Source organism: Actinomycetospora aurantiaca, from assembly GCF_037401875.1.
Lineage (GTDB): Bacteria > Actinomycetota > Actinomycetes > Mycobacteriales > Pseudonocardiaceae > Actinomycetospora > Actinomycetospora aurantiaca.
Genome location: NZ_JBBEGN010000015.1, coordinates 107,349 through 132,516, shown reverse-complemented (window position 1 = coordinate 132,516; position 25,168 = coordinate 107,349). Strand labels below are relative to the sequence as shown.

Sequence of the window (25,168 nt, the reverse complement as noted above, 5' to 3'; positions counted from 1 at the left end):
GTCCGTGCGGGGACGGCGGACGGGGCGCAGACTCGGACGCCGTGACCGTCACCACGCCGTCCCGGCGGACCTGGGTCCCCGTCGTCGGGGTCGTCCTGCTCGCGGTCGCCCTGCTCGTCTGGGCCAAGTGGCAGCCGTACTGGGTCAAGGTGCCGTCGGTGGCCGGGTCCGGGTCGATGGGGCGGTCGGTCCTGCCCGCGGACGGGGTGTCGCTGCGGGCGGGCCTGGAGTTCGCCGGGACGTACTTCCTGGCGATCTGGCCGGCGCTGGTCGCCGGGCTGGTCCTCGCGGCCGCGATCCGGACGGTGCTGCCCGCGGACTGGACGGCGCGGATGGTCGGGCGGCGCGGCGCGGTCGTCGGCAGCACCCTCGCGGTGCCCGGGATGATGTGCAGCTGCTGCGCGGCCCCGGTCGCCGTCGGGCTGCGGCAGCGGGCCGCCGACGTCCGCGCCGCGCTCGCGTTCTGGCTGGCCAGCCCCGCGCTGAACCCGGTGGTCCTGGTGTTCTGCGCCTTCGTGCTGCCGTGGCCGTGGACCGTGCTGCGGGCGGCGGCCGGGCTCGCCGTCGTCGGGGTGGGCGCGCTCGCCGCACGGCGGGCGGGGGACGCGGCGGACCCGGCCGGGCTCACGGTCGGTACCGACTCCGTCGACGACGGGCGGCCGCTGCCGGTCCGCTTCCTCGCCGCGCTGGGCGGGCTGGCGGTGCGGCTGCTCCCGGAGTACCTCGTGCTGGTCGTGGTGCTGGGCGCGCTCCGCGGCGTGCTGTTCCCGGTCGGCGCGGGGCTCGCCGGGACGCACGGGGCGGTGGTCGTGGCCGTCGTCGTGCTGCTCGCCGTGGCCGGGGCGCTGCTGCCGATCCCGACCGGCGCGGAGGTGGCGGCCGTCGCCGCGCTGCTCGCCGCGGGCGTGTCGCCGGTGATCGCGGCGGCCCTGCTGGTCACCCTGCCGGCGGTCAGCCTGCCGTCGCTGCTGATGGTCCGCCGGGTGTTCCCGGTGCGGGTGCTCGCGACGGTGACGGTCGGGGTGGTCGTGATCGGGGTGGTGTGCTCCGTGGTGGTCGCGGTGGGTGGATCCTGGAGCGCATGAGTACCGACCCCCGGCGGCGCATCCCGCGGACGGACGCCCTGCTGGCCGACCCGCGGGTGGCGGCCGCCGCCGCCGTCGTCGGGAAGGCGCGGGTGAAGGAGGTCGTGCTCGGCGCGCAGCAGCGGGCGCGGGCCGGGGAGATCGGGCCGGATGCGGTGGCCGACGCGGTGGTGGCCGGTCTCCCGCGCAGCGCGGCGAGCCTGCGGCCGGTGCTGAACGCGACCGGGGTCGTGCTGCACACCAACCTCGGGCGGGCCCCGCTGTCCGACGCGGCGCGGGACGCGCTGGTGACGGCGGCCGGCACGACGGACGTCGAGCTGGACCTCGCGACCGGCGGCCGCGGCCGTCGGGGTGCGGGCGCGATGGCGGCGCTCGCGGACGCCGTGCCCGACGCGGGCGGCGTGCACGTGACGAACAACGGCGCGGCGGCGCTGATCCTGGCGGCGACGGCGCTCGCCGGTCCCGGGCGGGAGATCGTGATCGCCCGCGGCGAGATGGTCGAGATCGGCGACGGGTTCCGGCTGCCGGAGCTGCTGGAGTCGACCGGGGCGCGACTGCGGGAGGTCGGGACGACGAACCGGGTGCGGGTCGACGACTACGCCGCGGCGGTCGGCCCGGACACCGGGATGATCCTCAAGGTCCACCCGTCGAACTTCGTCGTGCAGGGGTTCACGTCGAGCGTCCCCGCCGGGGACCTGACGGGGTTGGGCGTGCCGGTCGTGGCCGACATCGGCTCGGGCCTGCTCGCACCGCACCCGCTGCTGCCGGACGAGCCGGACGCGGCGAGCGAGCTGCGCGCGGGGGTGCCGCTGGTGACGGCGAGCGGCGACAAGCTGCTCGGTGGGCCGCAGGCGGGGCTGCTGCTCGGGGAGGCCGACCTGGTGCACCGGGTCCGGCGGCACCCGCTGGCCCGCGCCCTGCGGGTGGACAAGCTGACCCTGGCCGCGCTGGAGGCGACGCTGCGCGGCCCCGTGCCGCCGGTGCGGGCGATGCTCGAGGCGGACGTCGACGCGCTGCGGGCCCGGGCGCGCACGGTGGCCGCGGCGGTCGGCGGCGAGGCCGTGGACTGCGTCGCCCAGGTCGGCGGCGGCGGGGCACCCGGCGTCGACCTGCCGAGTGCCGGGGTGGCGCTGCCGGCGGAGTACGCGGAGGCGCTGCGGGCCGGGGAGGAGCCGGTGGTCGGGCGGGTGGAGCACGGGCGCTGCGTACTGGACCTGCGGTCCGTGCTGCCGGGCGACGACGAGCGGCTGGTGGCCGCGGTCCGGGCGGCCGCGGCGCGGCAGGACCCGCCGTCGTGAAGGTGCTGGCCACCGCCGGGCACGTCGACCACGGCAAGTCCACGCTGATCCGCGCGCTCACGGGCATGGAGCCCGACCGCTGGGCCGAGGAGCGGCGGCGCGGGATGACGATCGACCTGGGGTTCGCGTGGACGACGCTGCCGGAGGTCGGCGAGGTCGCGTTCGTCGACGTGCCCGGGCACGAGCGGTTCGTGACGCAGATGCTGGCCGGGGTCGGGCCGGTGCCCGCGACGATGTTCGTGGTGGCGGCGGACGCCGGGTGGATGCCGCAGTCCGGGGAGCACCTGGACGCCCTGCACGCGCTGGGCGTGCGCGACGGGGTCCTCGTCGTGACCCGCTCGGACCTGATGGACCCCGAGCTCGCGCGGGACGAGGCGCTCGAGCACCTCGCCGAGTCGACGCTCGGCCGGCTGCCCGCGGTGTGCGTGTCCGGGACGACCGGCGACGGTCTCGACGAGCTCCGGACCGCCCTCGCCGCGCTGGCGGGCCGCCTGCCCACGCCCGACCCGGACGCCGACGTGCGGCTGTGGGTCGACCGGGCGTTCACGATCCGCGGGGCGGGCACGGTGGTCACCGGGACGCTCGGGGCGGGGCGGATCGCGGTCGGTGACGAGTTGGAGCTGGGCGGGCGGGCGGTGTCGGTGCGGGGGCTGCAGTCGCTCGGCGCGCCGGTGGAGTCGGCGGCGGCGGTCGCGCGGGTGGCGGTGAACCTGCGCGGGGTGCCGCTGGAGGAGGTCTCCCGCGGCGACGCGCTGCTGACCCCGCGCCGGTGGCTGGCGGCGCGGGTGGTGGACGTCCGGGTGCACCCGGCGCGCGGGGAGGAGATGGTCGGTCGGCTCCCGGCGCAGGTCATGGTGCACGTCGGATCGGCCGCGGTGGCCGCACGCGTGCGTCCGCTGTCGCGCGAGGACGCGCCGGACGCCCCGGAGTCGTCGCGGACCGTCCGCCTCACGCTGCGCGAACCGCTGCCCCTGCGGCCCGGGGACCGGGCGATGCTGCGCGACCCGGGGGCGCACGCGGTCCTCGGGGGCGTCACCGTGCTCGACGTGCGCCCGCCCGAGCTGCGCCGCCGCGGCGCCGCACGGGCCCGGGCCGGCGAGCTCGCGACCAGCGACGGCACCCCGGACACCGCCGCGGAGCTGGCCCGCCGCCGGCTGCTCCGCGCGGCCGACCTGCCCGGCCTCGGCCTGGCCGACCCGCCGTCGGGAACGCCGTTCGCCGCGGGCTGGTACGTCGACCCGGCGCACGTGGACGCGCTGGCCACGCGGCTGTCGGCCCTCGTGGCCGAGCAGGCCGCAGCGGACCCGCTGGAGCCGGGGGTGTCCGCCCGGGCGGCGCAGCGCGGTCTGGAGCTGCCCGACCAGCGCCTGGTCGACCTGGTCCTCGCGCGCTGCCCGGACCTCGTCGGGGACGCCGGGCGCATCCGGCGCCGCGGGGACGGCGAGCTTCCGACGGCGGTGCAGGAGGCGGTCGCGACGGTGCTGGCCGACCTCGAGGGCACGCCGTTCCTGGCCCCGGAGGCGCACCGGCTGAGCGAGCTCGGGCTGGGCGGCCGACAGCTGGGCGCCGTGGTGAAGGCGGGCGAGCTGCTGCGCGTCGCCGACGGGATCTACCTGCGCCCGGACGCACCGGACCGGGCGGTGGAGGTGCTCGCGTCGCTGGAGCAGCCGTTCACGGTGTCGGCGGCGCGGCAGGCGCTGGGCACCACCCGACGGGTCGCCGTGCCCCTGCTCGAGCTGCTCGCGCGGACCGGGCGGACCCGCCACGACGAGGCGGGGCACACCGTCCGGTAGGTCAGCTGCCGCTGCCCTCGGAGAGCTCCTGGCGCAGCGTGGCGAGGGTGCGGGTCAGCAGGCGGGACACGTGCATCTGCGAGACCCCGACGCGCTCGGCGATCTGGGTCTGCGTCATGCCGCCGAAGAAGCGCAGCATGACGATCGTCCGCTCGCGCTCGGGCAGGCGCCGCAGCGCCGGCTGCACGGTCTCGCGGTGCTCGACCTGGGTCAGCTCGTCGTCGTCGGTCCCGAGGACGTCGGCCAGCCGGCCGGACGACGGGTCGTCGACGAGCATGTCGTCCAGCGAGCTGGAGCGGTACGCGTTGGCGGCCTCGAGCGCCTCGAGGATCTCCTCGCGAGGCTTCGACAGCCGGGCGGCGAGCTCCCCGGCCGTCGGGGCGCGACCCAGTTCCTGCGACAGGCTCGGCATCGCGGACCCGATGGCCAGGCGCAGGTCCTTCAGCCGTCGCGGGACGCGGGTCGACCACGCCTTGTCGCGGAAGTAGCGGCGGACCTCGCCGGTGATCGTCGGGACCGCGTAGGACAGGAAGTCCGACCCGCGGTCCGGGGAGAAGCGGTCGACGGCGTGGATGAGGCCGACGGTGGCGACCTGCTCGAGGTCCTCCTGCGGCTCGCCACGCTGGGAGAAGCGGCGCGCGATGTGCCGGGCGAGGGGCAGGTAGCCCTGGACGAGCCGGTCACGCAGCGCCTCGCGGCGCCGGTCACCGGGCGGCAGGGCGGCGTGCTCCGCGAGCAGGGGCGCGAGGTGGCCGTAGGAGTCGTCGCGCTTCTCGTGCTCGGCCGGCACGCTCACGCCGTCGTCCGGTCCTTGAGCAACCGGATGCCGATCCACGCGGTGTCGGCGTCGAGCACCTCGGCGAGGTCGGTGAGCGTGTCCAGGACCCGCCAGCCGAACGTGTCCTGGCGCAGCGTCGTGGGCTGGTCGACCGGGACGCGGGCGACCACGGCGATGCGCCCGCCGATCACCGTGAACCCGCAGCGCAGCTGCCCGCCCGCGGCGGCGAGCGGCACCAGCGCCGAGCACGCCTCGTCCACGGCCATCCGCAGGTCGGACACGGCGTCCAGGTCGAAGTCGGCGCGCGCCGCGAGGTCCGCCGCCACCGCCCGGATCGACGGGATCAGCGCCGGGTCGGCGTGCACCCGCACCTCGACCGGGCTCGGCACCTCGCTGAGGCTCGTCGCGTCGGGCAGGCCGTCCACCTCGGTCGCCACGCCCGCGGCGGGGACCTCGGGAACGCGCTGCTGCGGTTCGGGCATCTGCACGACTGCTGGTCTCCGTTCGCGGTCTTCGACGTCGGGCGCTTCGAGAGAGGACGGGCCGGACGGTGGGCGCCGGCGGCCCCGCCGCGTCACCGTATCGGCGCACACGCCGCCGGTCACCACCGGTTCACGGCCCGCGTGTCGGGCTCCGGACCCGGCACCGGCGGGGGTCGGGCGGCGGCTACGCCGCGAGGGCGCCCTCGACCGTCGAGTGGATCTCGAAGAGGTCCGTCAGCCCGGTCGCCTGCAGCGGCCGGCTCACCGGGCGGCTGTCGGCCACGAGCCGCAGCGCCACGCCGCGGTTGCGCGACTCGTCGAGCGCCTCGACCAGCAGCGCCAGGCCGCTGGACCCCAGGAACTCGACCGCGAGCATGTCCAGCACCAGGACCGACAGCCCCGCCGCCAGCTCCTCGGTGACCTTGGCGCGCAACGCCGGCGTGGTGAGCATGTCGATCTCACCGGACAGGCGGATGACCGACGTCTCGCCGGAGCGTCGGACGTCCACGCCCATCGGCTCCTCGGTGGAGAAGTCCTCGTCGGTGGCCACGGACTCCCGCCCCCCGTTCCCTGCGCTGTCAGTCATGCACCGCACTCCTCGACTACTGCGTCACGGCCCGCTCGTGTCCGTCGGTCACGGACCTCTCGGGTGGCCGCACGATACCCACTGCCACGAACCAGCCCGGACACTACTCGCGACGCTGGGTCGTCGGCCGATCGCACCGTGCCGACCGTCGCACACCCCGGTCGTGGACCCGGAGAGGTCCGACCGGGTGACGCGAGGGGTTTGTGATCGGGGGGCGCCGGTTATACCGCGCTCGTCCACGTCGAGCAGGTCGACACACGGCCCCCGGCGGACACGCCAACGACCGGAGGTTCCCGTGGCTGATGTGCGTCTGCTCCCCGGCCCGATCATCGACGAGTGGGACTGGCAGCTGCACGGGTCCTGCCGCGGCATGGACTCGAGCTTCTTCTTCCACCCCGACGGCGAGCGCGGCCCGCGCCGCGAGCAGCGCGCCAGCCAGGCCAAGCGCGTGTGCATGAGCTGCCCCGTGCTCGAGCCCTGCCGCCGCCACGCGCTGGCCACCAAAGAGCCCTACGGCGTGTGGGGCGGCCTGACCGAGGACGAGCGCCGCTCCGCGCTGCGCCGGCCACGTCGCGACCCGGCCGGTGAGGTCGTCCTCGAGGGCTGAGGCCGCCTACAGGTACTGGCCGCCGAACTGCCCGCCCTCGGCGGGCGTCCCGCCGGGCAGGGCCGCTCCGGCCCGGCCCGAGCGCCCGGAGCGCATCTGCTCGAGCTGACCTCGGGCGGCCATCTGCTGGGCCAGCACGGCGCTCTGGATGCCGTGGAAGAGGCCCTCCAGCCAGCCCAGGAGCTGGGCCTGGGCGATCCGTAGTTCGGCCTGCGACGGGACCGTGTCCGTCCCCAGCGGCAGCGAGATGCGGTCCAGCTCGTCGCGCAGCTCCGGGGCCAGTCCGTGGCCCAGCTCCGCGATCGAGCGGGCGTGGATGTCCGCCAGCCGGGCCCGGCCCGCCTCGTCGAGCGGCGCGGACCGCACCTCCTCGATCAGCTTGCCGACCATCCCGGCGACGCGCATGACCGCGCCCGGCGACTCGACCAGGTCGGCCGTCCCCGCCCCGTCGCCGGCGCCGCTCGCGGCCGCCGCGGCCAGGGCGGAGCCGGGTCCGCGCTCGTCGTCGTCCCGGGCGGCGCCGTCGCCGGCGTCGGTGCTCATGGGCCCATCATGGCCCGTCCCCCGCTCGCCCGCCCGGCCGACACCACCGCCGACACACCGTCGGCGCCGGGGCTTGGTCGGTACCGGGCCGGGGTACCACGGCCGCGAGGTGAATCGTGCAGCAACCCGCGTGGCAGACCCGCGCCGCCCCCTCGCCGGGCGGCGCCGTGGTCGCGACGGTGCACGGTGATCTCGACCGGTCGAACCGCGAGGCCTTCGTCGAGGCCCTCGCCGCCCTCCTCGTGGAGCACCAGCGCGTCGTCGTCGACACCTCCGGACTGCGCCCGCAGCACGCGTCCGTGGTCCACGCCTTCACCGAGGCGATCGACCGCACCGGCGGCTGGCCCGCCGCCTGCCTGGCGCTCGTCTCGCCGGACCCCTCGCTCGCGGCCCTGCTGACCGGCTCGGGGGTCGCCCGCCGGGTGCCGGTCTTCTCCGACGTCGCGGACGCGGTCGCCCACCTCGACGAGCGGCCGGCGCTGCTGCTGGCGTGGTGGCGCTTCACCGTCGACCCGCACGCCCCGGGCCTGGCGCGCGCCCGCGTCCGCGCCACGTGCGCGCACTGGGGAATCGAGGACCGCATCCGCGAGGCCGCGGAGATCGTCGTGACCGAGCTCGTCACCAACTCCGTCGAGCACGCGACCAGCGCGTCCGTGGTCGCGATGGAGCGGCGGGAGTCGACGCTGCGGATGACCGTGCGCGACTACGGCGTGGGGCACCGCATCCCCGACGCGGGGACGTGGGTGGCGCCGCCGACCTCGTCGCCGCGCGGGCGGGGGCTGGCGATGGTCGCGGCGGTGTCGCGGGAGTGGGGCATCCGCCGCCACCCCGACGGCACGACGATCTGGGCCGAGATGACCTCGGAGTCGGTCTCCGCCTAGTCGCGGGCGGTGACCAGCTCCAGCACCGCGGCCTCGACCTGCTCGCGCATCGCCAGATCCGACGGGTCGGCCTCCCGGACGGCGTCGAGCACCGTGCGGCCCGCCTCGAAGTGCTCCACCAGCACGGGGTCGACGTAGGACCGCTTGCAGACCGCGGGGGTGTTCCCGAGCTGCGCGGCCACGGTCTTCATGGTGTGCGTGACGGCGGCCTTGCGCTTGCGCTCCGCGGTGGGCGGGCTCCCGTCCGGGCCGACCTGGGTCGCGAGCGCGACCGCGGCGACCACCCCCGCGTTCCAGGTGCGGAGGTCCTTCGCGGTGAACTCGTCGCCGACCAGCTCGTGGACGGCCTCGTTGACGTCGTCGGCGGTGACGTCGTGCCACACCCGTTCGCGCCGGCGCGTCGCCGACCAGGCCAGGAGGTCGTCGCCCCCGCCGCGCCGACGCTTGAGCGAGGTGACCAGGCGGTGGGTGGCCGGGTCGGCGATGGTCAGGGTGCGCGGCACCCCGGCCTTCGCGACGTAGCGGAACTGCACGGACCCGTCCTTGCGGGCGCTGGCGTGCTCCCGGCGCAGGGTGGCGAGGCCGAACGAGGCCTCGGAGTACTTGTCACCCTCGGCGTACTCCTCGCCGCCGACCCGGAACACTCCGAGGTCGAGCAGCCACACCGCCCCGGCCATCACCCGGTCCCGCCCGAGCCCGTCGGTGTCCAGGCGGTCCAGGAGCTCCTTGCGGACGTCGGGCATCAGCGCACCGAGGCGCGCCACGCGGTCGAACTTCTCGCGCGCCTGCTGCTCGGTCCACTCCGCGTGGTAGCGGTACTGGCGGCGTCCGGCGGCGTCCGTGCCGACCGCCTGGATGTGCCCGTCGGGGCGCGGGCAGATCCACACGTCGCGCCACGCGGGCGGGATCACCAGCGCGGCGATGCGGTCCAGCGTGTCCGGATCCGTCACCGCCTCGCCGGTGGTGAGGTCGAAGTAGCTGAAGCCCTTCCCCCGGCGGCGGCGACCGAGACCGGGCCCGTGGGGGTCGACCCTCGTCAGCGTCACCGGTCGGACTTACCCGAGGGTCACCCTCCTGGAACCGGCGTTTCGAGGGACGGGGACCGACCCATCCCCGCGCCGTGACAGCGAGCTCCGGCGCGGACGGCACCGATCGGCACTTCTCCGACGTGACCGGCCCGTGCGGCCCGGTCCCCGCCCTCGTCGACGGGCTGGACGCGGCGACCGCGCGCTACCTCGGCGACGGCGCCGAGCTCGGCGACGGCCAGCGCGACGCGATCCTCGCCGCCCTGACCACCGACACCCTCGCGGTGCTCCCGCCGGCGGCCGGCAAGACCGCGATCTACACGATCGCCGGGGACCTGCTCGGGCGCCGCACGATCGTCGTGTCGCCCACGCTCTCGCTGCACCGCGACCAGGTCGCGCACCTGACCGACGCCGGGATCGCCGCGGCCGCGCTGAACTCCGAGGCCGGGCGCGGGGCGTCGGCCGCCTTCGCGGCGGGCGAACTCGAGGTCCTGATCACCTCCCCCGAGCAGCTCGCGCGCCCCGACGTCCTGCACGAGCTCGCGGCCGGGTCCCCGACCCTGCTCGCCGTCGACGAGGCGCACTGCGTCTCCGACTGGGGCCCGGACTTCCGCCCCGACTACCTGGCCCTCGCGCCGGCCGCCCGGGCGCTCGGCTCGCCCCGGATCCTGGCCCTGACCGCGACCGCCTCCGTCCCGGCCCGCGAGGAGATCCTGGACCTGCTCGGCGTGCCGGACGCGTGCGTCGTCGTGCGCGACGTCGACCGCCCGCGCACCCACCTCACCGTGCAGCTGGTGCACGACGAGGAGGCGAAGTGGGACCACGTCGTCGATGCGGTGACGGGTGCCTCGGGCGCCGGGATCGTCTACGTCACCACCCGCGGCCACACCACGCTGGTCGCGGACCGGCTGGTCGAGGCCGGCGGTTCCGCCCGCGCCTACCACGGCGGGATGCGCGCGAAGGAGCGCCAGGAGGTGCAGGACGCGTTCATGGCGGGCGAGCTCGACGTCGTCGTCGCCACCAGCGCCTTCGGCATGGGCATCGACAAGCCGGACGTGCGCTGGGTCGTGCACGGCGACACCCCCACCTCGGTGGACGCCTACCACCAGGAGATCGGGCGGGCCGGGCGCGACGGCGAGCGGGTGAGCGCGGTGCTCTTCCACCGTCCGCAGGACCTGGCGCGGCCCAAGCTGTTCGCGTCCGGCCGCGACGCCCGGGCCGCGGCCCTCGCGACCGTCGTCGAGGCGATCCGGCTGCACGACGACGGGGTGGCGCAGGCGGAGCTGGCGGACGCGGCGGGGCTCTCCAAGGCGGCGCTGTCGCGGGCGGTGCCCGCGCTCGTCGTCGGGGGCGGGGTGGCGCAGGCCCCCGGGCGGCGGCTCGTGCGCGGCGTCAACGACGCGCCCGCGCGCGAGGTGGCGCAGGCCGCCGCCCAGCTCGTCGTCCGGAGCCGGGAACGGCAGCGCTCCAAGGTCGAACTGGTGCGCCGCTACGCCGAGGGCACCGGGTGCCGGCGGCGGACGCTGCTCGAGGTGCTGGGCGAGGCCCGCGACGAGCCGTGCGGGAACTGCGACCGCTGTGACGCGGGCGACGTCGGCGACCCCGGCGAGCGCTCCGGCGCGTCCCACGGGGAGCCGGCGCCCGGCGAGGCGGTGACCCACGACGAATGGGGGCACGGGGTGGTGCAGACGGTCTCCGACGACACGGTGGTCGTGCTGTTCGACGACGCCGGCTACCGCACCCTCTCGATCCCGGTCCTCCGCGAGCGGGGTCTGTTGACCTCCGTGTGACCGCGCGGGCGTTTGCCTGTCACACGGACCGCCGATTCTGGTAGTGCTGCTCCACTTTGCTGTCGAACGGAAGGTGCCCGTGCTCCTCGACCCCATCTCCACCCGGCCCGACTCCGCCGTCCCCGCCGTCCCCGAGCTCCCCGACCCCGCCGTCCTCCCCCGCGTCCTCCCCGACGACCTCGGCCAGCTGGTGGTCCGCGCCCGTCGCGACCGCGGCTCCGCCCTCGCCCTCGTGCACCTGCTCCTCGAGCGCGACTGGACCGCCGCGGAGGTGGCCGACGCCCTCGATGGGCTGATCGGCCTCACCCGCCCCCAGATCGAGGCCCTCGCCACCGTGCGCCGCCCCCGGACCTCCGCCTCCGACGTCGCGGACCGCCTCGTTGCGACGCGCCGCCCGATCACCCGCGTGCCGCACCCGCGGACGGGCTGACCGCGGCCCCCTGTCCGACCGAAGGGCCCCCCCTCGCTCGACAGAGCGGGCGGTGGGCGCCCTTCGTCAGGTCCACGCCGTTCGACCGAAGGGCCCCCTCGCTCGACAGAGCTGGCGGTGGGCGCCCTTCGTCAGGTCCACGCCGTTCGACCGAAGGGCCCCCTCGCTCGGGTAGATCGAGCGAGGGGGCCCTTCGCTCGAACCGGGACGGCGGGTCCGCGCACGCCGGACCGGGTAGGACTGGGATCCTCGTGTCCCCCTCTCCCGTAAGGAGCCCGGTGCCCGGCGAGAACGCTGTCTCCGACGACCTCGCGGCGCTCGCCGCCGCGCACGGTGTCGCGACCTCCTACCGCGACGCGGGCGACCGGACGGTCGACGTCGACGCGTCCGTGGTCGTCGACGTGCTCGCCGCACTCGACGTGGACGCCTCCACGCCGGAGTCGGTCCGGGCCGCGCTCGACGACCGCCGCCGGGGCGGCCTGCCGCCCACGCTCGTCGTCGGGAACGAGCCCGTGGAGCTGCCCGGGCCGGGTGAGCTGACGCTCGAGGACGGGACCACGAGCCGGGTCACGACGCTGCAGGACCTGCCCGTCGGCTACCACCGCGTGCGCTGCGGGGACGACGAGGCGACGGTGCTGGTGCCGCCGTCGCGGCTGGCGGAGGTCCCGCGGACCTGGGGTTGGATGGTGCAGCTGTACTCGCTGCACTCGCCGGGGTCGTGGGGCGTCGGCGACCTGGTGGACCTGCGCGACCTGCTGACGGCCGCGTCGGGGCAGGGCGCGGGCGCGGTGCTGTGCAACCCCCTGCACGCGCTGCGCCTGGAGCCGACCGTCGAGGCCTCGCCGTACTCGCCGTCGTCGCGGCGGTTCCTGCACCCGATCTCGCTGCGGGTCACCGCCACCCCGGCCTATCGCGCCGCGCCGGCGCACGTCCGGCACGCCGTCGACCGGCTGGTGCCCACCGACCCGCTCGCGGACCAGCAGCCGACCGACCTGATCGACTACGACGCCGTCTGGAACGCCAAGCGGGCGGCGCTCGCGATGCTGCGGCCGTTCGCCGGGTCGGTCGGCGCACTGCCCGGGATCGAGCGGCCGGCCCCGCCCGTGCCCGGCGCGTACGCCGACGACCACCCCGACGACCCCGACGACGCGCTGGCCGCCGAGCACCGGGCCACGGTCGCGGCGCTGCCGGAGGCGCTGCGGGACGTCGCGACCTGGTACGCGCTCGCGGAACGGCACGGCCCGGAGTGGCGGACGTGGCCCGAGGAGGTCCGCTCCCCCGACGCGCCGGGCATCCCCGCGGTCCGCGACGAGCTCGCCGACCGCATCTCCTTCCACGGCTGGTGCCAGTACCTGCTCGACCTCCAGCTCGCGGACGCGCACGCGGCCACGTTCGGGATGCCGGTCGGGCTGATCGCGGACCTCGCGGTCGGCTGCGCGCCGGACGGGGCGGACGCCTGGGCGCTGCAGTCGGTCCTGGCGCCCGGTGTGCACGTCGGGGCCCCGCCGGACGACTTCAACCAGCGCGGGCAGGACTGGTCGCTGCCGCCGTGGCGCCCGGACCGGCTCGCCGAGGCCGGGTACGCGCCGCTGCGCGACATGCTCGCCGCGGTCCTGCGCCACGCCGACGGGGTGCGGATCGACCACGTGGCCGGCCTGTGGCGGCTCTGGTGGATCCCGCCGGGGCGCCCGGCCACCGAGGGCACCTACGTCAGCTACGACGCCGAGGCGATGCTCGCGGTGCTGTCGATCGAGGCCTCGCGGGCCGGTGCGGTCGTCGTCGGCGAGGACCTCGGGACGGTGGAGCCGGAGGTGACCGAGGGGCTCGCGCAGCGCGGCATGCTCGGCTGCGCGGTGCTGTGGTTCCAGCGCGACGACGACGGCGACCTGCTGCCGCCGTCGCAGTGGGACGCGATGACGCTGGGGACGATCTCGACGCACGACCTGCCCACCGCGGTCGGCTTCCTGCGCGACGAGCACGTCCGGGTCCGCGACGAGGCCGGGCTGCTGACCGACGTCGACGCGGCCCGGGAGCAGGCGGAGCGGGAGCGGCAGGAGCTGATCGGGCTGCTCGTCTCCCAGGGCGTGCTGGGCGACGACCGGTCGGAGGGGTCGATCGTGGCGGCCATGCACCGGCTGCTCGCCGGGTCCGGTTCGCGGATCGTCCTGGCGTCGTTCACCGACGTCCTCGACGAGGTCCGCCAGCCCAACCTCCCCGGCACCACCGACGCCTACCCGAACTGGCGCATCCCGCTGCCGCTGGCCCTCGACGATCTCCTGCGCGACCCGCGGGTGCAGGCCACCGTGGCGGCGCTGCGGGGACGTTAGAGCGGCAGCAGGTCCACCGCCGAGGCGCCCCGGTCGGGCAGGGTCGTCGCCGACTCCTGGTGGTAGGCGCCGCTGGGCAGGATCCCGGCGGCGCCGGAGCGGGCCATCACCCGCTGCTGGACGAGCACGTCCTCGCCGTGCGCGTCCTGCGGCACCTCCCGCCAGAAGTCGAAGCCGCCCGCGTCCAGCAGGGCCGCGCGGTCGAACAGCACGCAGCCGGCCGCCCAGGCGATCCGGTAGGCCGACCACGACGACGGGTCCGGCACGGCCGCCCCGGGCGCGTCCAGGCCCTCGGCGAACGCCAGGTGCATCCCGTTCGCCGCGTTGCCCAGCCGCCACCGCTGCCAGGCGGCCGATTCCTTCTCGATCCGCTCCGGGCCCGGTTCCCAGGGCTCGTAGGTGACGCGCTCGTGCGGGCGGTCGTCGTGCAGGTGCGAGAGTCCCTGCATGGCGGCGGCGACCATCCCGCAGCCCAGCGTGCGCAGCGCGGTGTGCAGCCGTGCGAGCACGCCCGGCTCGAGCCACACGTCGTCGTCGAGGAACAGCACGGCCGGGGCCGAGGAGCGGGACAGCAGGAACGCCCGCTGCTCGGCGATCCCCCGCCGCGGCAGGTGACCGGTCAGCTCGACCTCGACGCCCCGGAGCCGCAGGGCCCGGACGAGGGTCGTCGCGGACGGGGTGTCGTACGAGGCATCGCCGTCGGACTGGTCGGACACCACGACGCGGAACGACGGCCCGGTCTGGGCGGCCAGGCCCGCGAGCGTCGTCGCGAGCTCGATGGGGCGGTCCCTGGTCGGGATCAGGACGTCGAGATCCGGGGACGCAGCGGAGCGGAGCTCGACCATCGGGCTAGCCATGGGACCGGATCTTCTCCACGATCAGCGACGTGGACCGGTCCGGCAGGTAGTCCAGGATCGCGACCTGCCCGCCGTAGGCGGTGACGGTCGGGGTCTCCGGGAGCATGTCCGGGGTGTAGTCGCCGCCCTTGGCGTACACGTCCGGGCGCAGCGCGTCGAGCAGCGCGACCGGGGTGTCCTCGGCGAAGCCGACGACGTGGTCGACGCACGACAGCGCCCCGATCACCGCGGCGCGATCGGCCAGCGGGTTCACCGGCCGCTCCGGGCCCTTGAGCCGCGCGACGCTCTCGTCGGCGTTCAGCGCGACGACCAGCACGTCCCCGAGCCGCTTGGCCTGGTTGAGGTAGGCGACGTGGCCGCGGTGAACGACGTCGAAGCAGCCGTTGGTGAACACGATCCGGCGCCCCTCGGCGCGGTGGCCGGCGACCAGGCGCGCGAGCTCGGCCGCGGTCGAGAGCGACTCCCCGGAGGCGGACACCCGCGCGGCGAGGTCGGCGGTCGAGCAGACGGCGGTCCGCTCGCGCGCCACGACGACGTCCGCGGCCGCCTGGGCCAGCTCGGCGGCGGTCGGCGCGGGGGTGCCGGCGGCCAGCGCGAGCGCGAGCCCGGCGGTGAAGGAGTCGCCCGCCCCGCAGGTCCGGCTCTCCGGCGCCGGGCGCGCCCAGGTGCGGTGGGCCGGCTGGTCCGGGGAGAGCAGCACGGCGCCGTCCCGGTCGAGGGTGACGACGACGGCGGCGGCGCCCGACCGGGCCCGCAGCTCCGGCGCGGCCGCCTCTGCGGCGGCGACCCGGTCCGGCCCGGGCAGTGGGCGCCCGAGCAGGGTCGCCACCTCGCCGGCGTTGGGGGTCACGACGTCGGGCCGGGCCGGCGCCCAGCGCGCGACCTCGTGGGCGTCCACGACGAGCACCCCGAGCCGGCCGCGGCGCGCGGCGACCGCGGCGACCGTGTCGTCGTCGAGGGCCCCGGCGGCGTAGTCGCAGACCACGGTCGCGTCCGGGGCCGTGGCGAGTGCCGTGTCGAGCGCGGGCACGAAGCCGCGGACGGGCCGCGTCGGGGGCACCGTGTCGTACCGGGCGACCATGGCCTCGTCGGCGACGATGCGCCGCTTCGCCGCGGTCGGGCGGTCGGGCGCGACGACGACACCGCGGGTGTCGACGCCGGCCTCGTCGAGCAGCGCGCGCAGCGTGCGCCCGTCGTCGTCGTCACCCACGACCGACACCAGCGCGACCCGCGCGCCGAGCGCGGCCAGGTTCGCGGCGGTGTTCGCGGCGCCGCCGGGCTGGCAGCGGGTGCGGTCGATCTCGACGACCGGGACGGGGGCCTCGCGGGAGAGGCGGTGGCTCGGGCCGGTCATCCAGCAGTCGAGCACCGCGTCCCCGACGACCACGACGCGCGGCGCGGACGCGGCCAGGCGGTGCGGCAGGTCGACCGCGAGCGGCGCGCGGTCGAGGGGGGTCAGGGTCATGCGAGGGTCTCCTCGGACGTGACGATCGACGTGCTCACTCGACCGGGGACGGCGGGGCCGCCTCCGCTAGGGTTCCTCCACCAGGACCGAGGGGTGAAGCCATCCGCCCCCGGCGCCCACCGACGACCCGCGCAGTGCCCGAGGCCGTCCGTGTCCGAGGAGACCGCGTGGATCCCGACCGCGGCGAGCGCAGTGCCGGCGACGGCGCGCGCCCGGCCCCGGAGCCCGGGACGGTCGAGGTGGCGGTGCGCCCGGGCGACGACGGCGTCGCGGTGGTCGCGGTCGCCGGGGACATCGACGCGGCCGCGGCCCCGTCGGTGCGGGGCGGGGTGGAGCGCGCGGCGGCCGGGGCCCGGGCGGTGGTGCTCGACCTGGAGGAGGTCGAACTGCTCGCCTCGGCGGGCATGACGCTGCTGCTGGAGCTCACCGAGGACCTCCGCGGTCGCGGGGTGCCGGTGCTGCTCGCCGCGCGCGCCCGCACGGTGCGCCGGCCGCTGCGGATCACGGGCCTGGACCGCGTGCTCACGCTGCACGACGACGTCGCGAGCGCGCGGGCCGCGGCCGGTGACGGGGCGGCTCACGGGTAGGACGACTCCCCCGAGGCCGCGACCAGCAGCTCGCGCACCTCGCTGCCCGGCGGGCGGGTCAGCGCGAACAGCACCGCCTCGGCGGTCTGCGCCGGGTCGTTGAGCTGGGCGTCCGGGCCCGGCTTGTACTGCTCGGGGCGGTCGTCGAAGAAGTGCGTCCACATCCCGCCGGGGACGAGCAGCGTCACGCCGACCTTGCCGGCCCACTCGGCGGCGATCGCGCGGGTGAACCCGACGACGCCGAACTTCGAGGCGCAGTAGGCGGAGGCGTCCGAGACGGCCTTCACGCCGAGCGTCGAGGAGACGGTGACGACGGTGCCGTGGCGCTCCTCCAGGCTCGGGAGCGCGGCGCGCACGACGGCGGCCGTACCGAGCAGGTTGACCGCGACGACGCGCTCCCACTCCGCCCACTCGACGTCGACGATGCGCCCGCAGCGGTCGATGCCGGCCGCGGTGACGACGCCGTCGAGCCCGCCGTGCTCGTCGATCGCGCGGGCGACCGCGGACTGCGCGGCCGTCGGGTCGGCGAGGTCGACCTCGACGAAGGCGTGCCCGGCGTCGGGGGCCTTGAGGTCGAGGACGACCGGTGTGCCGCCGGCGTTCGCGACGGCCTCGGCGACGGCGGCGCCGAGCCCGGAGGAACCTCCGGTGATCAGGACGGTGCCGGGGTCGGTCATGCGGTGACTCCTTCGATCGAGCGTGCTGCCTGGGACACGAGCCGGGTCGACGAGCGCCCGGCGTGGTAGGGGACGGCGACGACCTCGCCGCCCCAGGAACGGACCAGCGGCGCCTCGGGGAGGTCGTCCGCGGCGTAGTCGCCGCCCTTGACCCACACGTCGGGGCGCAACCGGGCGATCAGGGCCTGCGGGTCGTCCTCGTCGAACACCGCGACGGCGTCGACGCAGGCGAGGGCGGCCAGCAGTTCGGCGCGGTCGGCCTGCCCGACGACGGGGCGCGCGGGGCCCTTGAGCCGCGCCACCGAGTCGTCGGAGTTGAGGCAGACGACCAGGACGTCGCCGAGCGCGCGGGCCGCGGCGAGCGTCCGGGCGTGGCCGGCGTGCAGGAGGTCGAAGCAGCCGCCGGTGGCGACCACCCGACCCCCCTGACGACGGGTCTCCTCGGCCAGCGCGACGGCGGCGTCGGCGTCCCCGGGGAGCAGCTGGCGGTGGGCGCCCACGGCCGATCTGGTCGACCGAAGGACCCCTTCGCTCGCATCGGCGGCGACGGGGGCCGACTGGCGGTGGGCGCCCACGGCCGATCTAGTCGACTGAAGGACCCCTTCGCTCGCATCGGCGGCGACGGGGGCCGACTGGCGGTGGGCGCCCACGGCCGATCTAGTCGACTGAAGGGCCCCTTCGCTCGCATGGGCCTCGACGCCCGGGTGCGACCACGTGCCGTCGGCGTCGCGGCGGACGGCGCCCGCTCCCCCGCCGCCGACGAACGTGCTCGCGGCGCCGACCGCGGCCGACACCGCCTCGTCGAGCGCGCGGCCGGACGCGAGGGCGAGGGCGGCCGCCGCGGCGAACCGGTCGCCGGCGCCGCAGGGGTCGCCGCCCTCCGCGGCGCGGGCCGGCACGACGGCGTTGCCCGCGGCCGAGCGCAGCAGGGCCCCGTGCGACCCGGCGGTGACGACGACGGCCTCGACGGCCCACCGCTCCCGCAGCTCCGCGGCCGCCCGGGACGCCGAGGGCAGCCAGTCGGGTCCGCCGGTGGCACCGGCCTCGGCGAGGTTCGGCGACACGAGGGCCGCGCCCGCCACCGGGTCCGTGCCCTTCGGGTGCGGGTCCCAGACCAGCGGGACGCGGCGGGCGGTGCCGGCGAGCAGCTCCCGCAGGGCCGGGTCGGCGGTGGTGCCGCGGCCGTAGTCGGCGACGAGCACGGCACCGGCGTCCGCGAGCGCCTCCGTCACCGGGCCGAGGTCCCACGGCCCGGTGCCGAGGCCGCCGGTGTCCAGACGCAGCAGCGGGCGGTCGCCCGCGAGCATGCGGGTCTTGCGGGGGATCTCCCCCGCCGTCGGCAGCCCGACGACCTCGACGGTGCCGGCCAGCAGCTCGCGCAGCCGGGCCGACCCGTCGTCGTCACCCAGGGGCGCGACCAGCCGGACCGGCCGGGCCGACGACAGCGCCGCGAGCAGGGCGGCCAGGGCGGCGCCGCCCGGGCGGGGGCGCTCGTCGGTGGCGTCGAGGACCGGGGCGGGCGCGTCCGGGCAGAGCCGGGTGGCGGAGCCGTCCACGTCGACGTCGAGCAGGGCGTCGCCGACGACGACCAGCGGGGCCAGGGGGGTCAGGGGGGCCGCGGCGCTCATGCGACCGACCGCCCGAGGGTCGAGTCGACCATCTCGCACAGCAGGTGCACGGCGACCAGGTGCGCCTCCTGCACCGAGGGCGTGACCCCGGGCAGGCAGATCACCTCGTCGCTGGCCTCGGCGAGCGGGTTCGGGCCGGGGCCGGTGATCGACCAGACCGTGATGCCGAGCGCCCGGGCGACCTCCGCCGCGGCGAGCAGGTTCTCGCTGCGCCCGCTGGTGGAGAGCAGCACGAGCACGTCGCCGGGCCGGCCGTGGGCGCGGACCTGGCGCGCGTAGATCTCGACGAAGCCGTAGTCGTTGCCCAGCGCGGTGATCGTGGAGCTGTCGGCGTGCAGCGCGATCGCCGAGAGCGGCTCGCGCTCCCCGCGGTAGCGCCCGACGAGCTCGGCGGTCAGGTGCTGGGCCTCGGCGGCGCTGCCGCCGTTCCCGGCCGCGAGCAGGCGGCGGCCGGACGACAGCCGGGACGCCAGCTCGGCGCCCCACGCGGCGAACACGGGGGCGTGCGCGCGGACCGCGTCGAGCGTCGCGGCGAGCCCGTCGAGGTGCTTCCCGACGACGAGCGCCGGGTCGGCGCCGGTGCGGACCGGGGAGGTCGGGGGCAGCGTGGTCACGAGCGCACTCCCGTCAGGTCGGCGGCGGGGACGACCGGTGCCGATCCGGTCAGCACGACGTCGCGGTACACGGCGACGGTCGCGGCGGCGACCCGGTCCCAGGCGTAGTGCTCCAGCACCCGGGCGCGCCCGGCGCGGCCGTAGCGCGCGCGGCGGCCGGGGTCGGCGAGCAGCGCGGCGATCGCGCGGCCCGCGGCATCCGGGTCGCCCGGCGGGACGTGCAGGCCGGTCACGCCGTCGACCACGGTGTCGGCGAGCCCGCCGACCTGCGCGGCCACGACCGGCCGTCCCGAGGCCATCGCCTCCAGCGGCACCAGCCCGAAGGGCTCGTACGTGGGCAGCTGCACGACGACGTCGGCGGCGCGCATCAGGGCGGGCACCTCGGCCGGGCCGACCCGGCCGAGGAAGCGCACCCGGTCGGTGACGCCCTCGGCGTCGGCGAGGGCGCGCAGCCGGGCGACCTCCGGGTCGCCGGCGAGTCCCGCGCCCTCCGGGCCGCCCGCGACGACGAGCTCGGCGGGGGCCGGGACGCGGGCCAGCGCGCGGACGGCGGTGTCGACGCCCTTGCGCGGGACGAGCCGGGAGACGGTCAGCACGCGGGGCGGGCCGTCGGGACGTGGTCCGAGCGAGGCGGGGTCGAAGCGTCGGACGTCGACCCCGCAGGGCACCACGTCGACGTTCGTCACCGGGATGCCGAGCGCGGCCAGCTCGCGCACCTCGTCGGCGCAGGTGGCGATCACGCGGTCGACGGAGGCGCCGAGGTCGGACTCAAGCGCCACCCGGGACGGCGGGCTGGTGTCCGCGGCGCCCTGGTGGCGACGCTTGACCGAGCCCAGGGCGTGGAAGGTCTGCACCACCGGCACCCCGAGGGCCCGCCCGGCGTCCAGCGCGGCGAGGCCGGACATCCAGAAGTGTGCGTGCGCGACGTCCGGGCGGCGCTGCGACCAGCGGCGGCGCAGGACGTCCGCGAAGGCGTCCATGTGCTCGAGCAGGTCGTCCTTGCGCAGCTCGACCGCCGGGCCGGCGGGCACGTGGTCGACCACCACGCCCGAGGCCAGGCGGACCTGGTCCGGGGTGTGCGGGTCGGTCCGCCGGGTGTGCACGACCACCTCGTGGCCGTCCCGGGCGAGCGCCTCGGCGAGGGCGTGCACGTGCACGTTCTGGCCACCCGCGTCGACGCTGCCGAGGGTGCCCGGGCCCGCGTCGGGCCCGTCGGAGCGCACGGCGAGCGGGCTCGCGTGCTCGGAGACCATGGCGATGCGCATGGCGATGTCCTCCTCCGGTGCGCGCGTGCACGCCGCGTACCGCCTCGCGGGCGGGGCGCAGGGGCGCGCGCGAACGCACGGCGATCGAGGTGGGGGCGATCGGCGACCGGGGGCTGCAGTCGCGACCGGGAGGGGTCGTGCCGGGATCGGGGCCGGGCCGCCGTGGCCCGACCGGATGGGTTACAGCGGCACCGCGTCGACAGGTCTGGCGTCGAGCGCGCTGCGGGTGGTGACGGGGCGGCTCGCGACGGTCTCGGCAAGCACGTCGTCCCAGTCGGAGAGGAACCGGCTCACCGCGAACCGGTCGGTGGCGATCTCCCGGGCCCGCGTCCCGTGGGCGCGGGCGAGCTCGGGGTCGGCGCGGTAGGCCCGCAACGCGTCGTGCAGGCGGGCGAGGTCGGTGGCCACGACGCCCGCGTCGGGCGGCACCGTGACCGCGGCCTCCGCGGTCGCGAGGCCCACCACGGGCAGGCCGAGCATCATCGCCTCGATCAGCGCCAGGCCGAGCGAGGTCCAGCGGATCGGGTGCAGGTAGACCCGCCGCCGGGCCAGCTCGGCGTGCATGCGGTGCTGCGGGAGGTCGCCGACCACCCGGATGCCCGGGTGGTCCACCGCCTCCGGCAGGCGCTCGGTGCCGATGCCGAACACGTCCAGCCCGCAGTCCTCGGCGAACCCGGCGAGCAGGTCGGTGCCGGTGACGCGGTGGCGCCGGACGGGCTCGTTGACGACGACCGCGGCCCGGTCGAGCTCGCCGGTGTACCGGTGCCCGGGGTCGAGGACGCCGTGCTCGACCACGCGGGTCGGCGCGCGGCCGCAGTCCCACATGAGCGCGTTGAAGTGGGTCACGTGGACGACCGGGATGTCGTCACGCTCCGCAACCGGGTGCACGGTCGCGGGCGCGTCCCCGCGCGGCGTGTTGTGCTCCAGCCAGACCGCCGGGAGGTCGACCCCGGGCCGCCGCCCGGTCCAGCGCTCGACCAGGTCGATCTCCTCGCGGCGCTGGAGCACGACGACGTCGATCTCGTCCGCGCGGGCGGAGAGCTCGGCGGGCGAGCACTCCACGGCGCTGTCGGGCCAGGTCCAGGCGGCCGGGCGGCCACCACCCCAGGGGCCGCGCTCCGGCAGGGTCGGCAGCAGGTAGCGGTGCCGTCCCTGGACGAAGGCGGTGGACCACGAGCCGTGCACGTGCCAGTGCAGCACCGTCAGCGACGGTCTCGTGGCGGGGATGGAGGTCACCGGCGAGGAATCCCTTCGGCTTCGAGCTGGTAAACGCCTGCCCGGAAACTACTACTCACCGTGAACACCGGCAGGGCAACTACCGCTGACCAGCGCGTTCACCGCCCGCACGACCTCCGCGGGGGACACATCCGCAAGACAGGGGTGCCCCGGGACCGGGCACGCCCGGGCCCTCGTCCCCCGGCACGGGGCCTCCTGGTCGCCCAGCAGGACGTGGGCCACGCCATAGGGCGCCCAGCGTCGTGCGGGGACCACCGGGGCGAACAGCGACACGACCGGGGTCCCGACCGCGGCCGCCAGGTGGGCCGGGCCGGTGTTGCCCACGACGACCGCGTCCGCGTCCCGCAGCACCGCCGCCAGCTCCGCGAAGCTCGTCGCGCCGCCGAGGTCGAGCCCGTCGTCCCCGGCGACGGCCGCCGTGAGGGCGGTCTCGGCCGGTGAGCCGGTGACCACCACCCGGTGTCCCGCCGCCGTCAGGGCCGCCACCGCCTCCGCGCACCGGTGCTCCGGCCACGCGCGGGCGGGCACGGACGCACCCGGGTGGAGCACGACGTAGCGGCCGGTCACCGGCGAGTGCGCGGGCGCCGTGACCGCCAGGCGCCCGCCGTCGGGAACGGGGAAGCCGGCGCGGGCCGCGATCGCGAGCGCGCGTTCGGGCTCGGGGAGGTCGTCGTCGAGGTCGACGGTCGGGTCCAGGGCCGGGTCGCCCGGGCGCAGCCGGACGTCGAGCAGGTCGCCGGGATAGTCGACGGACGCGGCCGTGATGCGCCGGACCCCGGCCAGGCGCAGCACGAGGGCCGTCGGCAGCGGGGACTGGTGGAAGGAGGTGAACACGACGGCCTCGTCCGCCTCCAGGGCGGCCAGGCGACGCACCGTCTCCGCGACGGACTCCGGGGTCAGCGGCGGCGCGTCGCCGTCGACCCAGCTGCAGTGCCACACGACGACCTCGTCGACCCCCGGCAGCAGCCCCGCCGCCTGGCGCCCCTTCGGCCCGACGACGGCGACCACCTCGTCCGCGCGGGCGGCGATCGCCCGGATCGCGGGGCCGGTGAGCAGGACGTCGCCGTCGGAGTCGAGCCGGACCGCGAGGACCTTCACGGGTGCGGGAGACGGAGCGGAGCGGAGCTCGACCCGTCGGGTAGGCCCAGCAGGTCGAGGGCGTGCAGCAGGTCGCGGGCGACGAGCGGGGCCGCGTCGATCTCGGCCTGCCGGGTCACGGCGGTGGGCACGAGGACGGATCGTGCCCCGGCGGCGGCCGCGGCCCCGACGTCCGCGCCGATGTCGCCGATCACGGCCACCTCGTCGGGGGAGACCCCGAGCCGGCGGGCGGCGTCGAGGACGAGTCCGGGCGCGGGCTTGCGGCAGGAGCACCCGTCGTCGGGACCGTGCGGGCACCAGGCCCAGACGCCGATCGGGCCGACGAGCTCGTCCAGCCGGGCGTTGACGGCGTCGACCTGTGCGGCGGTGAGGAGGCCGCGCGCGATGCCGGACTGGTTGCTCACCACGCCGGTCGCGATGCCCGCGGCGCGCAGCCGGTCGAGGGCGGGCCGGGCGGTGTCGACGGGCGCGACCCGGTCCGGATCGCCGTTGTAGGGCACGTCGTGGACGAGGGTGCCGTCGCGGTCGAACAGGACGGCGGCGAGGCGAGCGCAACGACGGGGGGCAGCTCGAGCCGGGGGCACGCGGGGAGCAGACCACGTCCGGGCGGCCGTCGCAGGTCGCGTGGGCCCCTGACGCGGGGGCCGCCGGTTTGTCGGCAGGGGGCCCGGGTACACGACCCGCGACCGAGACGGCCCGGGACCACCCGCGCGCCGAGGAGACTCATCCGCTCCGCCGGGTCCCGTGGGGGTTCGTGGGCCCCGGGACCCGTCGTGGTGGAGCGGGACGAGGAGGTGCTCGTGGCGCGGCCCAGCTCGACGCTCGCCGACGAGGAGCGACCTCCCGAGGACGTGGAGGTCCGCGTCCCGGCCGTGCCCCGCGCGGTGGTGACGATGCGGACCGTCGCGGCCGACCTGGCCGCCCGGGCGGAGTTCACCCTGGACGCGGTGGCCGACCTGCGGATGGCGGTGGACGAGGCCTGCTCCGGTCTCATCCCCCTCGCCCGCCCCGACACGAAGCTGACCTGCACCTTCATCCTCGACGAGGAGCGCATCACGGTGACCGCCACGGTCTCGACGGCCGGCCACGAGCGCCTGCCCACCGACTCGTTCGGTTGGCGCATCCTCACAACCCTGGCGGACGATGTCCGCATGCTCTCGGCCACCGGCGACCCGTTCCGGCTCGCCCTCCGACTCTCGGTCCGTCGTCTCGGGACCGAGCTCGCGTGACGGCGAGCGACACGGGCACCGCCCCCGACACGGCGACGACCAACGGCTCGGGCAACGGCTCGGGCAACGGCTCGGAGTCCGCCCCGCCGCGCGAGCGGCGCGGGTCGCGGGGCGAGTACGACCACCTCATGCCGAAGCTCGCGGAGCACGCCGCCCTCGAGCCCGGGTCGCCCGCCCGGCTGCGGCTGCGCGACGAGCTGGTGCGCGGTCACCTGCCCGTGGCCCAGCACATCGCGCGCCGCTTCTCCCGGCGCGGCGAGCCCGAGGAGGACCTCGAGCAGGTCGCGACCCTCGGGCTGATCAACGCCGTCGACCGGTACGACCCGGCCCGCGGCACCGACTTCCTCTCCTACGCCGTCCCGACGATCACCGGTGAGGTGCGGCGGCACTTCCGCGACCAGGCCTGGTCGATGCGCGTCCCGCGGCGGCTGAAGGACCTCAACGTCACGCTGTCGTCCGCGATGTCGCAGATGTCGCAGTCGCTCGGCCGCGCCCCGACGGCCGCCGAGCTCGCGGAGCACCTGAGCCTGCCGAAGGAGGAGGTGCTGGAGGCGCTCGAGGCCTCGAACGCCTACCGGTCCGGCTCGCTGGACGAGATGCTCGTCGACGACCCCGACTCCGGCACCGTCTCCGACCTGCTCGGCGAGGCCGACGCGGCGCTGGAGAAGGTCGAGTACCAGCAGTCGCTCGCCCCGCTGCTGGCGGCGCTCCCCCAGCGCGAGCGGACGATCATCATGCTCCGGTTCTTCAAGAACATGACGCAGTCGCAGATCGCCGCCGAGGTGGGGATCTCGCAGATGCACGTGTCGCGGCTGCTCGCCCGCACCCTGATGCAGCTGCGCGACGGGCTCGGGGAGAACGCCCGCTGACGGTCCACGTCCTCCGGG

The 25,168-nt window shown here is 76.7% G+C and carries 25 protein-coding genes; 11 read left to right on the top strand and 14 right to left on the bottom strand.

The genetic code is table 11. The annotated features are described in order from the left end of the window. Window positions 1-41: 41 nt before the first annotated feature. Genes WCD74_RS23495 through selB form a run of 3 tightly spaced genes read left to right on the top strand, consistent with a single transcriptional unit; the run spans window position 42 to window position 4,176 of the window. Entirely contained in the window at window positions 42-1,085 is a 1,044-nt protein-coding gene (locus WCD74_RS23495) for a permease (protein WP_337697318.1), read from the top strand. Continuing rightward, complete coding sequence (gene selA, locus WCD74_RS23490; protein ID WP_337697317.1) at window positions 1,082-2,383, top strand: L-seryl-tRNA(Sec) selenium transferase; 1,302 nt, start codon at window positions 1,082-1,084, stop codon at window positions 2,381-2,383. Before WCD74_RS23495 ends, selA begins: the two co-directional genes overlap by 4 nt. Next, window positions 2,380-4,176: a selenocysteine-specific translation elongation factor gene (selB, locus tag WCD74_RS23485; protein ID WP_337697316.1), complete on the top strand. Its 1,797-nt coding sequence runs from the start codon at window positions 2,380-2,382 to the stop codon at window positions 4,174-4,176. The genes selA and selB overlap by 4 nt, the downstream gene beginning before the upstream one ends. A 1-nt stretch (window position 4,177) precedes the next feature. Here selB and WCD74_RS23480 read toward each other — a convergent pair whose 3' ends face one another. From WCD74_RS23480 to WCD74_RS23470, 3 genes are all read right to left on the bottom strand, one after another. Further along, complete coding sequence (locus WCD74_RS23480; protein WP_337697315.1) at window positions 4,178-4,972, bottom strand: RNA polymerase sigma factor SigF; 795 nt, start codon at window positions 4,970-4,972, stop codon at window positions 4,178-4,180. Beyond that, window positions 4,969-5,436 (bottom strand): ATP-binding protein, encoded by a 468-nt coding sequence (locus WCD74_RS23475; RefSeq protein ID WP_337697335.1) that lies wholly within the window; start codon window positions 5,434-5,436, stop codon window positions 4,969-4,971. Before WCD74_RS23475 ends, WCD74_RS23480 begins: the two co-directional genes overlap by 4 nt. A 184-nt stretch (window positions 5,437-5,620) precedes the next feature. Beyond that, on the bottom strand, window positions 5,621-6,022 hold the full coding sequence (locus WCD74_RS23470; RefSeq protein WP_337697314.1) for an STAS domain-containing protein: 402 nt from the start codon (window positions 6,020-6,022) through the stop codon (window positions 5,621-5,623). A 295-nt stretch (window positions 6,023-6,317) separates the two neighbouring features. Between WCD74_RS23470 and WCD74_RS23465 the strand changes: the two genes are divergently transcribed. Beyond that, window positions 6,318-6,629, top strand: coding sequence for a WhiB family transcriptional regulator (locus WCD74_RS23465; RefSeq protein ID WP_337697313.1), 312 nt, complete (start codon window positions 6,318-6,320; stop codon window positions 6,627-6,629). Between the two features lie 6 nt (window positions 6,630-6,635). Here WCD74_RS23465 and WCD74_RS23460 read toward each other — a convergent pair whose 3' ends face one another. Next, a complete protein-coding gene (locus WCD74_RS23460) occupies window positions 6,636-7,172 on the bottom strand; it encodes a bacterial proteasome activator family protein (RefSeq protein WP_337697312.1) in 537 nt (178 codons plus the stop codon). Between the two features lie 116 nt (window positions 7,173-7,288). Between WCD74_RS23460 and WCD74_RS23455 the strand changes: the two genes are divergently transcribed. Next, window positions 7,289-8,053, top strand: a complete 765-nt coding sequence (locus WCD74_RS23455) for an ATP-binding protein (RefSeq protein WP_337697311.1) — start codon at window positions 7,289-7,291, stop codon at window positions 8,051-8,053. On the opposite strand, the gene WCD74_RS23450 is transcribed toward WCD74_RS23455, so the two are convergent. Next, entirely contained in the window at window positions 8,050-9,099 is a 1,050-nt protein-coding gene (locus WCD74_RS23450; protein ID WP_337697310.1) for a DNA topoisomerase IB, read from the bottom strand. The two genes, WCD74_RS23455 and WCD74_RS23450, sit on opposite strands and share 4 nt — an antisense overlap. A gap of 74 nt (window positions 9,100-9,173) precedes the next feature. On the opposite strand from WCD74_RS23450, the gene WCD74_RS23445 reads away from it, so the two are divergent. From WCD74_RS23445 to malQ, 3 genes are all read left to right on the top strand, one after another. Then, window positions 9,174-10,868 (top strand): RecQ family ATP-dependent DNA helicase, encoded by a 1,695-nt coding sequence (locus WCD74_RS23445; RefSeq protein WP_337697309.1) that lies wholly within the window; start codon window positions 9,174-9,176, stop codon window positions 10,866-10,868. A 79-nt stretch (window positions 10,869-10,947) separates the two neighbouring features. Further along, complete coding sequence (locus tag WCD74_RS23440) at window positions 10,948-11,298, top strand: hypothetical protein (protein WP_337697308.1); 351 nt, start codon at window positions 10,948-10,950, stop codon at window positions 11,296-11,298. 278 nt (window positions 11,299-11,576) lie between these two features. Then, window positions 11,577-13,625, top strand: coding sequence for a 4-alpha-glucanotransferase (malQ, locus tag WCD74_RS23435; RefSeq protein WP_337697307.1), 2,049 nt, complete (start codon window positions 11,577-11,579; stop codon window positions 13,623-13,625). On the opposite strand, the gene WCD74_RS23430 is transcribed toward malQ, so the two are convergent. Both WCD74_RS23430 and rfaE2 (WCD74_RS23425) read right to left on the bottom strand, forming a co-directional pair. After that, complete coding sequence (locus tag WCD74_RS23430) at window positions 13,622-14,482, bottom strand: glycosyltransferase family 2 protein (RefSeq protein ID WP_337697306.1); 861 nt, start codon at window positions 14,480-14,482, stop codon at window positions 13,622-13,624. The genes malQ and WCD74_RS23430 overlap by 4 nt on opposite strands. Further along, window positions 14,475-15,947: a D-glycero-beta-D-manno-heptose 1-phosphate adenylyltransferase gene (gene rfaE2, locus WCD74_RS23425; RefSeq protein ID WP_337697305.1), complete on the bottom strand. Its 1,473-nt coding sequence runs from the start codon at window positions 15,945-15,947 to the stop codon at window positions 14,475-14,477. Before rfaE2 (WCD74_RS23425) ends, WCD74_RS23430 begins: the two co-directional genes overlap by 8 nt. Window positions 15,948-16,114: 167 nt before the next feature. On the opposite strand from rfaE2 (WCD74_RS23425), the gene WCD74_RS23420 reads away from it, so the two are divergent. Further along, the gene (locus WCD74_RS23420; RefSeq protein WP_337697304.1) at window positions 16,115-16,534 is read left to right on the top strand and encodes an STAS domain-containing protein; all 420 of its coding nucleotides are present in this window, start codon (window positions 16,115-16,117) and stop codon (window positions 16,532-16,534) included. Here the strand turns inward: WCD74_RS23420 and WCD74_RS23415 are convergent. From WCD74_RS23415 to WCD74_RS23385, 7 genes are all read right to left on the bottom strand, one after another. Then, window positions 16,525-17,211 (bottom strand): SDR family oxidoreductase, encoded by a 687-nt coding sequence (locus tag WCD74_RS23415; RefSeq protein WP_337697303.1) that lies wholly within the window; start codon window positions 17,209-17,211, stop codon window positions 16,525-16,527. The two genes, WCD74_RS23420 and WCD74_RS23415, sit on opposite strands and share 10 nt — an antisense overlap. Then, entirely contained in the window at window positions 17,208-18,839 is a 1,632-nt protein-coding gene (rfaE2, locus tag WCD74_RS23410) for a D-glycero-beta-D-manno-heptose 1-phosphate adenylyltransferase (protein WP_337697302.1), read from the bottom strand. Before rfaE2 (WCD74_RS23410) ends, WCD74_RS23415 begins: the two co-directional genes overlap by 4 nt. After that, a complete protein-coding gene (locus WCD74_RS23405) occupies window positions 18,836-19,444 on the bottom strand; it encodes a D-sedoheptulose-7-phosphate isomerase (RefSeq protein WP_373696119.1) in 609 nt (202 codons plus the stop codon). Before WCD74_RS23405 ends, rfaE2 (WCD74_RS23410) begins: the two co-directional genes overlap by 4 nt. Window positions 19,445-19,449: 5 nt before the next feature. Then, window positions 19,450-20,718 carry a glycosyltransferase gene (locus WCD74_RS23400; protein WP_337697300.1) on the bottom strand — a complete coding sequence of 423 codons (1,269 nt, stop codon included), beginning with the start codon at window positions 20,716-20,718 and terminating at the stop codon, window positions 19,450-19,452. A 180-nt stretch (window positions 20,719-20,898) separates the two neighbouring features. After that, entirely contained in the window at window positions 20,899-21,954 is a 1,056-nt protein-coding gene (locus WCD74_RS23395) for a glycosyltransferase (RefSeq protein ID WP_337697299.1), read from the bottom strand. A gap of 51 nt (window positions 21,955-22,005) precedes the next feature. Then, window positions 22,006-23,052, bottom strand: coding sequence for a glycosyltransferase family 9 protein (locus WCD74_RS23390; RefSeq protein WP_337697298.1), 1,047 nt, complete (start codon window positions 23,050-23,052; stop codon window positions 22,006-22,008). After that, on the bottom strand, window positions 23,049-23,636 hold the full coding sequence (locus tag WCD74_RS23385) for a D-glycero-alpha-D-manno-heptose-1,7-bisphosphate 7-phosphatase (protein ID WP_337697297.1): 588 nt from the start codon (window positions 23,634-23,636) through the stop codon (window positions 23,049-23,051). The genes WCD74_RS23390 and WCD74_RS23385 overlap by 4 nt, the downstream gene beginning before the upstream one ends. Window positions 23,637-23,825: 189 nt before the next feature. Between WCD74_RS23385 and WCD74_RS23380 the strand changes: the two genes are divergently transcribed. Together WCD74_RS23380 and WCD74_RS23375 are read left to right on the top strand one after the other, a co-directional pair. Beyond that, entirely contained in the window at window positions 23,826-24,281 is a 456-nt protein-coding gene (locus WCD74_RS23380) for an ATP-binding protein (protein WP_337697296.1), read from the top strand. Beyond that, window positions 24,278-25,150 carry an RNA polymerase sigma factor SigF gene (locus WCD74_RS23375; protein ID WP_373696117.1) on the top strand — a complete coding sequence of 291 codons (873 nt, stop codon included), beginning with the start codon at window positions 24,278-24,280 and terminating at the stop codon, window positions 25,148-25,150. The genes WCD74_RS23380 and WCD74_RS23375 overlap by 4 nt, the downstream gene beginning before the upstream one ends. The last annotated feature ends 18 nt before the right edge of the window (window positions 25,151-25,168 follow it).